This is a genomic window from Kocuria sp. CPCC 205261, from assembly GCF_040981025.1.
Classification (GTDB): domain Bacteria; phylum Actinomycetota; class Actinomycetes; order Actinomycetales; family Micrococcaceae; genus Kocuria; species Kocuria marina.
The window spans coordinates 83,260-96,507 of the sequence record NZ_JAVKPU010000003.1; the positions used below are offsets into that span (position 1 = coordinate 83,260).

Sequence of the window (13,248 nt, forward strand, 5' to 3'; positions counted from 1 at the left end):
GGACCCGCCGGGCACCACGGGGCGTCGTGTTGGGCCCGGCCCCGCGGTACCGCGGTGAGGGGACGACGTTGCCCGCGCACCCCCACAGGACACGCCCGTATGCGTGTCCGCGGGGGCCGATAGGCTGATGGGGATGAAACTCCTGGATTCCCTGGCCCCCGATCTCTCCGCCCCCGGGCACCGGTACCTGCGCGGTGATTTCGCGTCCAACCCCCTGAGCGAGGACGAGATCTACGAGGGGTTCCTCGGCTGGATCGCCTCACGGGACATGGAGCTGTACCCCGCCCAGGACGAAGCCGTGCTGGAGGTCGCCAACGGGTCCAACGTGATCCTCGCGACCCCCACGGGGTCGGGTAAGTCCACCGTGGCCGTGGCCGCGCACTTCGCGGGGCTCGCTCGCGGGGCTCGCTCGTACTACACCGCGCCCATCAAGGCCCTGGTGTCCGAGAAGTTCTTCGACCTGTGCGAGATCTTCGGCGCCGAGAACGTCGGCATGGTCACGGGTGATTCCGCGGTCAACCAGAACGCCCCGATCGTGTGCTGCACCGCGGAGATCCTCGCGAACGTGGCCCTGCGTGAGGGTGCGGACGCGGACCTCGGCGTGGTGATCATGGACGAGTTCCACTTCTACTCCGATCCCCAGCGCGGCTGGGCGTGGCAGGTGCCGCTCATCGAACTGCCCCAGGCGCAGTTCCTGCTCATGAGCGCGACCCTCGGGGACGTCACCCGCATCGAGAACCGCCTGAACGAGACCACGGGCCGTTCCACCGCGCTCGTCTCCTCCGCGGAACGCCCCATCCCCCTGCACCACTACTACTCCGAGCGCCCCGTCCACGAGGAGCTCGAGGAACTGCTCAGCACCCACCAGGCCCCGGTGTACGTGGTGCACTTCTCGCAGCTGCAGGCCGCGGAACAGGCCCAAAACCTGATGTCCGTGGACGTCCTCAGCAAGGACGAGAAGCAGCGCGTGGCGGAGCTGATCAAGGACTTCCGCTTCTCCGCGGGCTTCGGCAAGACGCTCAACCGGCTCGTGCGGCACGGGATCGGGGTGCACCACGCGGGCATGCTGCCCAAGTACCGCCGCCTCGTGGAGCAGCTCGCCCAGACCGGGCTGCTCAAGGTGATCTGCGGGACGGACACCCTAGGCGTGGGGATCAACGTGCCCATTCGCACCGTGCTGATCACGGCGCTGTCCAAGTTCGACGGTCGCCGCACCCGCCGACTCAGCGCCCGCGAGTTCCACCAGATCGCGGGCCGCGCGGGCCGCGCCGGCTACGACACCGCGGGGACCGTGGTGGTCCAGGCCCCCGAGCACGTCATCGAGAACGAACGCGCCATGGCCAAGGCCCGGGCCAAGCACGGGGACGATCAGAAGAAACTGCGTCAGGTGCCCAAGAAGAAGCCGCCGGAGGGCTTCGTGTCATGGAGCCGCAAGACGTTCGAGTCGCTCGTGGCCGCCCAGCCCGAACAGCTCACGTCCTCCTTCGCGATCACCCACTCCATGGTCCTGAACATGCTGCAGCGGCCCGGGGACAACATCGGCGCCGGGTACCGCTTGCTCACGAGCGTGGACGAACCACGGCCGCGCCAACGCCTGCTGCTGCGCCAGGCGCTCGCGATCCTCAAGGAACTGCTGCGCGCGGGTGTCGTCGTACGCCTGCCTGAGCCGGACGAGACCGGGCGCCGCTACCGGCTCACGGTCGAGCTGCAGGAGAACTTCGCGCTGAACCAGCCGCTGTCCCCGTTCGCGCTGGCCGCCCTCACCCTGCTGGACCCGGAGTCGGAGACGTACGCGCTCGACGTCGTCTCGGTCATCGAGGCCACGCTGGAGAAACCGCGCCAGGTGCTGAACCTGCAGGAGAAGAAGGTCAAGGGCGAGGCGCTCGCGACCATGAAGGCCGACGGCCTCGAGTACATGGAACGCATGCGCGAGTTGGACGAGATCACGTACCCCCAGCCGTTGCGGGAACTGCTCGAGCAGTCGTTCGAGACCTACCGAACCTCCGCCCCGTGGGTCGCACAGTTCGAGCTTTCTCCCAAGTCCGTGGTGCGGGACATGTACGAGCGCGCCATGACGTTCGGGGACTACGTGCAGTTCTACGGTCTCGCCCGCTCCGAGGGCATCCTGCTGCGCTACCTCTCGGACGCGTACAAGGCCCTGCGCCAGACGGTCCCGGTGGACGCCACGACCGAGTCGCTCACCGACCTGGTGGAATGGCTCGGGGAGAGCATCCGCCAGACCGACAACTCCCTGCTGGACGAATGGGAGAAGCTGGCCTCCGGGGAGGAATCCCCCATGGGCACGGGCGCGGACTCCCTCAAGGAACTCGTGGCCGAACAGCCGGAGGGCGTCACCGCGAACCCCCGTGCGTTCCGCGTGATGGTGCGCAATGCCCTGTTCCAGCGCGTGGAACTGTTCGCGCAGGAGAAGGACAAGGTGCTCGGGGCCCTGGACGAGAGGACCGGGTGGGACCGCGACCGCTGGGCGGACGCGATGGACACGTACTTCGACGAGTACGAGGACATCTACACGGACGCCCAGTCCCGCGGGCCGTCCCTGATCCGCATCACCGAGGACCCCGAGGGAATGACCGGGTTCTGGACCGTCATGCAGGTCTTCGACGATCCGGATGGGCACCACGACTGGGGTATCAACGCGCGCGTCGACCTCGCGGCGTCGGACGAGGACGGCTTCCCCGTGGTCCTCGTGGACAACGTGGGTCCCATCACCGACACGAGACGCTGAGCACCGGTTATCCCGGAAGTCATGCATTTGGAGACGCATTATCGGATAATATGCACTTTAGGATGCATAGGGTGAGGAGGAGTTCGTGTTCGCCCTGACGATCGACCGCCGCGATTCCCGCGGCCGCGCCGCCGAGCTGCACATGGGACGGCAGCGCACGGCTCTGCAAGAGGAACTCCCCCGCCCGGTCCTCGAGTGGGAGATCAGCGCGGGCGATGAGATGCAGGCGCTCTACGACGACGCCGCCGCGATCGTCCGCGCGGTCCTCGCGCTCGCCGACGCCGGGCACTGGCACGTGGGCGTGGGCATCGGCGCGGTGGACGACCCCCTGCCCTCGTCCGTGCGCGAAGCTACGGGCGAGGCCTTCGTGGCCGCGCGGGATGCCGTGAACGCCGCGAAGGAGCGCGGCCGTCCGGTCGTGGCCGGCAACGAGTGGGCGCGGCGCGCGGGCAGCGTGGTGGATCTGGTGTGCGCCGTGCGGGCCCGGCGTTCCGAGGCCGGGGCGCAGGCCACGGAACTCGCCGACCGGGGGCTCACGCAACAGGAGATCGCCGAGGGGCTCGGGATCACCCAGTCCTCGGTGTCCCGGCGGCTCAGCGCAGCGCTGTGGCACGAGGAACACACGGTCCACGAGACCCTCGAGGCGTTGTTCCGACTCGCGGACGAGCACTCCCCCTCTGGCCACGCTCCGGACGCCGCGGCCCCCTCAGCGCAGGACGCCACCTCCTCGAAGGACGCCCACCCATTGAAGGACGTCTCCTCGCCGGAGGATGTCGCCTCGAGCGGCGACACCACCTCGGGCGGTGACGCGTGAGCTTCCTGCGCCCGCTCACCACCGCGGTCCTCCCCGCAGCCCTGGTGCTGACCACCGCGATCTGGACCGTGTTCGCAGGGACCGTGCCCCGGGAATGGGCCTATCCCGCGCTGCTGATCGCCGGGGCCCTGTCCGGCGACCCTGTGGTGCGCGGGGTCTTCCGCTTCGCGGACGTCTCCCACGAACGCCCGCGTCCGGCGAAGAGCCCGTGGGACGACTCCGAGGCCACGGCGGAACCCGTGGACCCGCCGCTGCGCGGAGGTCTCGTCATCGGTGCGCTGGAACGCGCCGGCGCCATCGTCTCGCTGCTCACGGGCATGGTCGCCGGGATCGGCGTGGTCGTGGCGATCAAGGGCCTGGCCCGCTACGGCGAGTTCACCAACGCCCAGCAGCGCGAACAGTTCATCATCGGCACCCTCGTGTCCCTGCTATGGGCCGCGTTGTTCGCCGGTGCTGCGCTGTGGTGCACGACGGCGCGGGGCCCGTTCCCAGGATAGGGAACGGGCCCCGCGGACCGGTTCGAGCGGCGTCGTCGTACGCCTCGGGCAGCCGGGTGGCTACCGCGCCGCGGTGGAGCCCCCGCCCGAGGAGTCGCCGCGGGCGGTCCCCGCACCCGGCGTGGCGTCCGCGGCCGTTTCACCCGCCGGAGCGGCCTTGCCCGTGTTGGCCCCCGGGGCGGCCGGGGAGGCGGTGTCGTCGTGGTGGCTCTCCTCGGCGAAGTCCGGGGAAGGGGTCTGCACCCGGCCGGTCTCTTCGAACTCGCGGTGCTGACCCCGGGCGGTCTCGAGCATCTTACGGAACCGAGCGCGGGAATCGATCAGCTCGTTCTTGTGCTTCTCCGAGATCCGCGGGAAACGCTTCTGCAGCCGCGCGAGCTCCCCGGCGATCTTGTGACGCTCCTCGGCGTCCGCGTCCTGCGGGAGAGCCAGGTACTTCTCGGTGAGGTCCTGCGTCTTCTGGATGGTGCGCAGCGCGCGGCCCTTGGGGCTGTACAGCGAGATGAGGACGGTGAGCACGAGCACGGAGATGATCACCGTGAGGGACGTGCCGATCCCAATCTCGGCGACGGCCACGTGCTCGCCGTCGTTGATGAACGGCAGGGTGTTCTCGTGCAGCGCGTGCAGGATGAGCTTCACACCGATGAACGCGAGGATGATGGACAGGCCCCACGAGAGGTAGATCAACCGGTCCAGCAGACCGTCGATCAGGAAGTACAACTGGCGCAGACCCATGAGGGAGAACGCGGTGGCCGTGAACACGATGTACGGCTCCTGCGTGAGGCCGAAGATCGCGGGGATCGAGTCCAGGGCAAAGAGGATGTCCGTGCCACCGATCGCGACCATCACGAGCAGCATGGGGGTCAGCGCGCGCTTGCCGTTGTGCCTCGTGAACAGCTTGTCGCCGTCGTAGTAGTCCGTGGTGTGGAAGACCTTCTTGGCCAGGCGCACCACGATGTTGTTGGCCTCGTCCGACTTGTCGTCCGTGACCTCGCCCTTGATCAGGTTGCCCGCGGTGAAGATCAGGATCAGGCCGAAGAGGTAGAAAACCCACGCGAAGGTGTTGATCGCGGCCGCGCCGATGAAGATGAACACCGTGCGGGCGATCAACGCGAAGATGATGCCGAACAGCAGCACCTTCTGCTGGTCCGCCCGGGGCACCGCGAACGAGCCGATGATGATCAGGAACACGAAGAGGTTGTCCACCGACAACGCCTTCTCCGTGACGTAGCCGCCGTAGTACTCGGCCATGAGCGTGGGGCCGTCCAGCCACAGGATCACGAAGCCGAACAGCAACGCGATGCCCACGTACGCCGCGGACCAGATGGCCGCTTCCTTGATCGACGGTTCGTGCGCCTTACGCACGTGGAAGATGAAGTCGTAGGCCAGCAGGCCCACGATCAGGGCGATCGTGATGCCCCATTGGAAGGATGTGATCTCCACGGAGGGTCTCCTTGTGGGTGAGATGTACCGCACAAGTCTCTCCCCCACGCGCCGGCCCTCGCGCGGAGGACGGGGTGCGGCGTGGTCCGTGCCCGGCCCGGCGACGGCGCCCGACGTACTGACGTGCACGGAAGTGGTGGGATACTCCCTTGATCAGGTAAGAGTGTACCGGTTTCCCGGCGTGGAGGCACGCGGTGAAGGGCGAGGCCCCGCCGGTGCACCGGCGGGGCCTCGTGGCGGATCCGTGAGCGGGCCACGGTGGCGGCCCCTGGACGGGCCCTCGGGCGAGACGCGAATTCAGCGGTTCTCGGTCCGGGCGAGCCGGTGCTGACGCAATCCGTGGGCCCGTTCGAGCAGGTCGTGGTAGCGGGCCTCGGACTCGATGAGCTCGTCCCGGTACTTCTCCTTCACGGTGGGCAGCAGTTCCCGGTACCTGGTCATCTTCTCCGCGGCCTTGACCCGCTCGTCCCGGGGCGCGTCCTCGGGCAGGTCCAGGTAGCGTTCGGCCCAGTCGCGCGCGCCGTTGACGATGCGCACCGCGCGGCCCTTGGGGCTGAACAGCGATGCGAGCACGGTCACGATCAACACCCCCAGGATCACGGCCAGTGAGAACCCGGTGGTCACCTCGACCACGTGCACGGGCTCGCCGTCGTTGATGAACGGCAGGGTGTTCTCGTGCAGGGCGTGCAGGATGAGCTTCACGCCGATGAAGCCCAGGATGATCGCGAGACCCCACGAGAGGTAGATCAACCGGTCCAGCAGACCGTCGATCAGGAAGTACAGCTGACGCAGACCCATGAGGGAGAACGCGGTGGCCGTGAACACGATGTAGGTCTCCTGGGTGAGACCGAAGATCGCGGGGATGGAGTCCAGGGCGAACATGATGTCCGTGAGCCCGATGGCCACCATGACCAGCAGCATGGGGGTCATCACGCGCTTGCCGTCGACCTCGGTGAACAGCTTGTCGCCGTCGTACTCGTCCGTGGTCTTGAGGAAGCGCTTGGCCAGACGAACCATCACGTTGTTGGCCTCGTCTCCCTCGTCCTTGTCCGTGACCTCACCCTTGACCAGGTTGCCCGCGGTGTAGAGCAGGAACAGACCGAACACGTAGAACAGCGCGGACCACCGGTTGATCGCGGCCGCGCCGATGAAGATGAACACCGTGCGGGCGATCAGAGCCACCACGATGCCGAACAGGAGCACCTTTTGCTGGTCAGCCCGGGGCACCTTGAAGGACGCCATGATGATCAGGAACACGAACAGATTGTCCACGGACAGGGCCTGCTCGGTCACGAAGCCCGCGTAGTACTGCGCCGCGAAGCCCGGGCCGTCCCAGAACAGGATCAGCAGGCCGAAGATCAGGGCCAGGGACACATACAGGCTGGTCCACAGCGCCGCTTCCTTGATGCTGGGTTCGTGCGGTTTGCGCGCGTGGAAGATGAAGTCGTACGCGAGCAACCCCACGATCACCGCGATGGTGACCCCCCATTGCAGACCGGAAACCTCCACGAGCACCCCTTAGGCGAGAACGACGTATGCAGCAGCCCGGGAACGGGCTGGGTAACTTGGGAAGTTTACCTGACTAACAACTCGCCGTGAGGGGTGCGATCGGCTCACGCGTGGCCGGCGTCCTTCATGCGCCGCAGTTCCTTCTTGAGGTCCGCGATCTCGTCCCGCAGCCGCCCGGCCAGCTCGAACTTCAGCTCGGCGGCCGCGTTGCGCATCTGCTCACTGAGGTCCTCGATCAGATCCACGAGGTCCTCGGCGGGTGCGGCCGCGACACCGTCGCGCAGCAGTTTGGACTCCGCGGCGGCCGCGGCCTGATCCTTACCCGTGGCCTTGCCTGTGGCCTTGCCCTTACCGCCCTTGACAGGAGCGGTGTGATTGTTGGCGGCGGCGCGCTGGGCCAGCAGGGTGCGGGTGTCCTCGTCCTCGCGTGCCAACTGATCGGTGATGTCCGCGATCCGCTTGCGCAGCGGTTGCGGATCGATCCCGTGTTCCTCGTTGTACGCGACCTGGATCTCCCGGCGGCGGTTGGTCTCCTCGATCGCAACGTTCATGGAATTGGTGATCTTGTCCGCGTACATGTGGACCTCACCCGAGACGTTACGGGCGGCGCGACCGATCGTCTGGATCAGGGACGTGGTGGAACGCAGGAAGCCTTCCTTGTCCGCGTCCAGGATGGCCACGAGGGAGACCTCGGGCAGGTCCAGGCCCTCGCGCAACAGGTTGATGCCCACGAGGACGTCGAACGTGCCCATGCGCAGGTCCCGCAGCAGTTCCACGCGCTTGAGGGTGTCCACGTCAGAGTGCAGGTACTGGACCCGCACACCGTGTTCCATGAGGTACTCGGTGAGGTCCTCCGCCATGCGCTTGGTCAGCGTGGTCACCAGGACGCGTTCGTCGCGTTCCACGCGCAACTCGATCTGTTCCAGCAGGTCGTCGATCTGACCCTTGGTGGGTTTGACGATCACCTGGGGGTCCACGAGTCCCGTGGGGCGGATGATCTGCTCCACTACGGAGTCCACCTTGGACATCTCGTACGGCCCCGGGGTCGCGGACATGTACATGGTCTGCCCGATTCGTTCCAGGAACTCGTCCCATTTCAGCGGGCGGTTGTCCATGGCGGACGGCAACCGGAAGCCGTGTTCCACCAGCGTGCGTTTGCGGGACATGTCCCCCTCGTACATGCCACCGATCTGCGGCACGGTCACGTGGGACTCGTCGATGATGAGCAGGAAGTCGTCCGGGAAGTAATCCAGCAGACAGTGGGGAGCGGAACCGCGCGGGCGGCCGTCAATGTGCAGCGAGTAGTTCTCGATCCCGTTGCAGTAGCCCATTTGTTCCATCATCTCGAGGTCGTACGTGGTGCGCATGCGCAACCGCTGGGCCTCCACGAGCTTGTTCTGCGACTCGAGCTCCTGCAGCCGCTCCTGCAGCTCCTTCTGGATGGACTCGATCGCCGAGGCCATGCGTTCCGCACCGGCCACATAGTGCGAGGCGGGGAAGACGTACATCTCCTGCTCCTCGTTTACGATCTCCCCCGTGAGCGGGTGCAGCGTGTAGATCGCCTCGATCTCGTCCCCGAAGAACTCGATGCGCACCGCGAGTTCCTCGTACATGGGGATGATCTCCACGGTGTCCCCGCGCACGCGGAACGTCCCGCGGTGGAAGTCCAGGTCGTTGCGCACATACTGCATGTTCACGAACTGACGCAGCAGGGTGTCCCTGTCCATCTCCTGGCCCACGGCCAGGGTGACCATTTGCTTGACGTACTCCTCCGGGGTACCCAGACCGTAGATGCAGGACACGGTGGAGACCACCACGGTGTCGCGGCGGGTCAGCAGGGCATTGGTCGCGGAGTGCCGCAACCGCTCGACCTCCTCGTTGATCGAGGAGTCCTTCTCGATGAAGGTGTCCGTCTGGGGGACGTAGGCCTCCGGCTGGTAGTAGTCGTAGTAGGAGACGAAGTACTCGACGGCGTTGTGGGGCAGCAGTTCGCGCAGCTCGTTGGCCAGCTGGGCGGCCAGGGTCTTGTTCTGCACGAGCAACAGCGTGGGCCGCTGGACGGCCTCGATGAGCCACGCGGCGGTCGCGGACTTACCCGTGCCCGTGGCGCCCATGAGTACCACGTCCTTCTCCCCGCCCTCGATCCGGCGGGACAGGTCCGCGATGGCCTTGGGCTGGTCACCGGCGGGCTGGTACTCGGACACGACCTCGAACGGGGCGACCACACGATTGATCTTCTGCGCGAGCGACATGGACCCAGCGTACGCGCCGACTCAGACACGGATCCGGGCGGCTCGCATCGCTCCGGAACTGCTCACAGGACCCGCGTGCGCCACCACTCGTCCACCTGCGCGAGCAGGTCCTCGATGGTCGTGGAATTGTCGAGGACTGCCGTGGCCACCGCCCGGCGCTGCTCGTCGGTGGCCTGGGCCGCGATCCGGCGGCGTGCGTCCTCCGGGCTCATCCCGCGGTCCTCGACCATCCGCCGCACCCGCTCGTCCTCGGGCGCCTGCACCACGAGCACCTCGTCCATCGTCCCGTACTGACCGGTCTCCACGAGCAGCGGGATGTCGTGGACCACCACTCCCCCCGGCGGTACCTCACTCACGAGCCGCGCGGTCTCGCGCCGCACGAGCGGGTGGATGATCCCGTTCAGGGCCGCGAGCTGCTCGGGGTCGTCGAACACGATGGCCGCGACCGCCGCGCGGTCCAGTGCGCCCGAGTCCGGCTGCACGATCCGCTCACCGAAGTGGGCCACCATGGCCTCGTAGCCTAGTTCCCCCGGTTCCTGCAGGGCCCGGGCGATCGCGTCCGCGTCCACGACGAGCGCCCCGAGCTCGCTCAGCCGCCGCGAGACGGTGGACTTGCCCGAGGCGATCCCGCCCGTCAGCCCGACCCGCAGGGTCTCGGTGTGGCCGGGTCTGCGCAACAGCTCAGTCATGACGGTGTCCTTCCGTGTCCTGGTCCCGGCCCAGTGCCGGGAGCACGTGGTCGCGCCAGATCTCGCGGGAGCGCTCCCGCAGACCGTGGAGGTCACCGTCGTTGACGATCACCTCGTCCGCGACCGCCCGGATCTCCTCCGGCCCGGCGGCCACGTCCACCCGGTCCCACGCGTCCTCGGCGGGCAGGCCCTTACCCGCGCGCAACCTCCGCACCCGGTCCTCCACGGGCGCGTCGACGGCCACGACGAGGTCAAACCGGTCCCCCTGGTCCGCCTCGAGCGGGTCCCGGATCACCTGCACGACCACGCTGTCGGGTCCCGCGTCCCGGGCACGACGCCGCGCCGCCTCCCGCAGCGCGGGGAGCAACAGTTCGTGGGCGCGGGCCCTGGCGGCGTCGTTGTGAGTCATCAGGTCGTCGAGCTCCTCGGCCGCAGCGGCCTTGTCCTGCGAAGAGACCCCCCGGGCGCGCAACTGCTCCCCGAAGACGCGCTCGACGTCCGCGCGCGTGTCCGTGCCCGGGCTCAGGAGCTCGCCCCACAGCGCTGAGCTGTCCACGACGACGGCGCCCAGCGCCTCGAACTCGCGGGCCACGGTGTGCTTGCCCGCCGACAGCCCACCGGTGAGCGCGAGCTGGAACACCGGCCGGCCCTCCTGCTCCCGCTGCCAGTGCCACGTGCGGGGCTGATGGGTGTCGTGATCGGGTTCGGTGCCCACCTCGTACTCGGGACGGATGACGTAGTCCTCGATCGCGGCGGTGTCCTGCTGCGCCCTGCGGTGGTACTCCTCCGCGGGCAGCACCTTCTTCCACTGCCGCGTGCGCATGGGACGCGCGGTACCGGCATCTTGGCGTAACGCCCGCAACAGCATCCCGGCCTGCATGACCTCCAGGACCATCACGGGAGCACCGATCACGATGATGACCTCCTGCAGGGCGTTGAGCCCGTTCTCGCCGGAGGTCGTGATGATCGCCGCACACACCGCGCCCACGGCGAGCGTCCAGAAGATCCGCTGCCGGCGCGGGCCTTCGTCCTCGTGCCCATTGGCCATCGCGTCCATCACGAGCGCGCCAGAGTCGATCGAGGTGATGAAGAAGATCGTGATGACCACGAGCGCCACGAGCGCGGTGACCGCGAACCACGGCATGGATCCGAGCAACTGGAACAGAGCGGCCTCCACGTTGCCTTGCGTGACGATGGTGTCCGTGAGACTGCCCTGCGTCTCGGGAGCGCGGTCGATGCGGATCGCGCTGTAGCCGTAGATGGCCATCCACACCGCCACGAACGACGACGGGACGCCGAGCACCCCCACCACGAACTGGCGGATCGTGCGCCCGCGCGAGATCTTGGCCACGAACATCCCCACGAACGGCGCCCATGTGACGGTCCAGGCCCAGTAGAACACCGTCCAGTCACCGGACCACGTGCCGCCGCCGAACGTGTCGTTGAAGAACGCGAGCGTGGGCAACTGGTTCACGTAGCCACCCACGGATTCCACGATGCTGCGCATCGTGTCCATTGTGGCCCCGGCCATGAGCACGAACAACAACAGGGCCACGGCCAGGACGATGTTCGCGTACGACAGTCGCTTGACGCCCTTCTCCATGCCCGCGAGCACGGAAGTCAGGCCCACCGCCGTGATCAGCGCGATGATGGCCGCCTGGATCCACCCCTCCATCGGGATGCCGTAGACGTACGTGAGGCCGCTGTTGATCTGCAGCGCCCCGAGCCCCACGGACACCGCGAGCCCGAACACGGTCGCGACGATCGAGAGCACGTCGATCGCTTTTCCCCACGGGCCGTGGATCCCGTCCCCGAGCACCGGGTGGAACGCGGACGAGACGCGCGGGGGCAGTTTGCGCTTGTACGTGAAGTACCCGAACGTCAGACCGGGTACGGCGAGGATCGCCCACATGTGCACGCCGAAGTGGAAGTTGGCGATGTTCAGGGCCTCCACCGCGGCGCGGTCCGAGGCGGGTTCGGTGCCGTACATGGGTGGGTTCGCGTAGTGGTTGATGGGTTCAGCCACACCCCAGAACATCAGCACGGCGCCCACGCCCGCCGCGAAGAGCATCCCGAACCACGCGATCCCGGAGTACTCCGGGACGGAATCGTCGTCGCCGATCTTCACGCGACCGTAGCGGCTCAGTGCGAGACCGATCGCGAAGATCACGAGAGCGGTCACGCTGAAGGTGTAGAACCATCCCGTCTGGTAGCGCAACGCATGGGAGACCACGCCGAAGACCGATTGCACGGGCCCCGGGAACAGACTCATGCCGAGCGTGAAGACGACGACCAGCGCGGCCGAGACGAAGAAGATGGACGGGGTCGTGCGCAACCCCAGTCGGTCGTGAAGACGATTGAGCACAGGTCAGCTTTCCGATGGGAGGCGGTGGCACGTGGGCGCATCGGCGCGGCAGGTCTCACTGTAGTGGCCCTCCCGTGCTCAGAGCGGGCGCCCCGGGACCGTCCCGGGCCCCCCGCGCGGCCACGAGCCCCCGGATCGGCGCGTCCCTACACTGGTGGTGTGCCCGCCGAATCCCTCTCCCACGACGCCGCGGACTCGCGCGTGTCCTACACCGTCCCGCGCCGGGGCATCGTGCACAGCGCGGAGCTTGAGATCAAGAAGTCGCGGTTCCTGGCACTACTCACCCGCGTGGACACGGAAGCGGAAGCCCGCGAGTTCATCTCCCGTGTGTCCGCCGAGCACCGGGACGCCCGTCACCACTGCTCGGCGTTCGTGCTCGGACCCACGCGCGCCACGACGCGCTCGTCCGACGACGGCGAACCGGCGGGTACCGCGGGCACGCCCATGCTGCAGGCGCTGACCGCGCACGCCACGACCCGGCAACGCACCGCGGACGAGGCCGGTGACCTCTCGGACGTGTGTGGCGTGGTCGTGCGGTGGTTCGGCGGGGTCAAGCTCGGGGCCGGCGGGCTCGTGCGCGCCTACTCCGGTGCCGTGACCGCCGCGCTGGACACCGCCCCGCTGGTGCGCAGGATGCGCTGCCGCGAACTGACCCTGCCGCTCCCCTACGCCGAGGCCGGCCGCGTGGAGTCCCAGATGCGCGCCCGCGGGTTCACGGTCCTGCCCACCGGTTACGGCTCCGCGGACGCGACCCTGCGCCTGCTCGTGGCGGACCTCCCCGGCGCCATCGACGACGCCCGGGCAGCCCTTGCGAGCATCACCGCGGGCCACGCGAGCGTCCACGAGGGACCCGCCCGGTGGGAGGACGTCCCCGACATGTGAAAGGTCCCGCTCCCCGTGACGGGGAGCGGGACCTTTCGGATTCACCTCACG

9 protein-coding genes are annotated in these 13,248 nt (G+C 67.8%); 4 read left to right on the forward strand and 5 right to left on the reverse strand.

What is annotated here, in order from left to right:
• Positions 1-133: 133 nt before the first annotated feature.
• From RF646_RS04725 to RF646_RS04735, 3 genes are all read left to right on the forward strand, one after another.
• Positions 134-2,746: a DEAD/DEAH box helicase gene (locus RF646_RS04725; RefSeq protein ID WP_368835341.1), complete on the forward strand. Its 2,613-nt coding sequence runs from the start codon at positions 134-136 to the stop codon at positions 2,744-2,746.
• A gap of 85 nt (positions 2,747-2,831) precedes the next feature.
• Positions 2,832-3,560, forward strand: a complete 729-nt coding sequence (locus RF646_RS04730) for a sigma factor-like helix-turn-helix DNA-binding protein (RefSeq protein WP_368835342.1) — start codon at positions 2,832-2,834, stop codon at positions 3,558-3,560.
• On the forward strand, positions 3,557-4,057 hold the full coding sequence (locus RF646_RS04735) for a hypothetical protein (RefSeq protein ID WP_368835343.1): 501 nt from the start codon (positions 3,557-3,559) through the stop codon (positions 4,055-4,057). The genes RF646_RS04730 and RF646_RS04735 overlap by 4 nt, the downstream gene beginning before the upstream one ends.
• Before the next feature lie 60 nt (positions 4,058-4,117).
• Here RF646_RS04735 and RF646_RS04740 read toward each other — a convergent pair whose 3' ends face one another.
• The 5 genes from RF646_RS04740 to RF646_RS04760 form a co-directional block, all read right to left on the reverse strand.
• Complete coding sequence (locus RF646_RS04740) at positions 4,118-5,500, reverse strand: TerC family protein (protein WP_206478528.1); 1,383 nt, start codon at positions 5,498-5,500, stop codon at positions 4,118-4,120.
• A gap of 297 nt (positions 5,501-5,797) precedes the next feature.
• Positions 5,798-7,009 (reverse strand): TerC/Alx family metal homeostasis membrane protein, encoded by a 1,212-nt coding sequence (locus RF646_RS04745; protein WP_368835344.1) that lies wholly within the window; start codon positions 7,007-7,009, stop codon positions 5,798-5,800.
• A 104-nt stretch (positions 7,010-7,113) separates the two neighbouring features.
• Positions 7,114-9,261 (reverse strand): excinuclease ABC subunit UvrB, encoded by a 2,148-nt coding sequence (gene uvrB / locus RF646_RS04750; protein WP_368835345.1) that lies wholly within the window; start codon positions 9,259-9,261, stop codon positions 7,114-7,116.
• 62 nt (positions 9,262-9,323) lie between these two features.
• Positions 9,324-9,950, reverse strand: coding sequence for a dephospho-CoA kinase (gene coaE, locus RF646_RS04755; protein WP_368835346.1), 627 nt, complete (start codon positions 9,948-9,950; stop codon positions 9,324-9,326).
• Complete coding sequence (locus RF646_RS04760) at positions 9,943-12,315, reverse strand: dephospho-CoA kinase (RefSeq protein WP_368835347.1); 2,373 nt, start codon at positions 12,313-12,315, stop codon at positions 9,943-9,945. The genes coaE and RF646_RS04760 overlap by 8 nt, the downstream gene beginning before the upstream one ends.
• Positions 12,316-12,474: 159 nt before the next feature.
• Here RF646_RS04760 and RF646_RS04765 point away from each other — a divergent pair, with 159 nt between their 5' ends.
• Complete coding sequence (locus RF646_RS04765; RefSeq protein ID WP_368835348.1) at positions 12,475-13,197, forward strand: YigZ family protein; 723 nt, start codon at positions 12,475-12,477, stop codon at positions 13,195-13,197.
• The last annotated feature ends 51 nt before the right edge of the window (positions 13,198-13,248 follow it).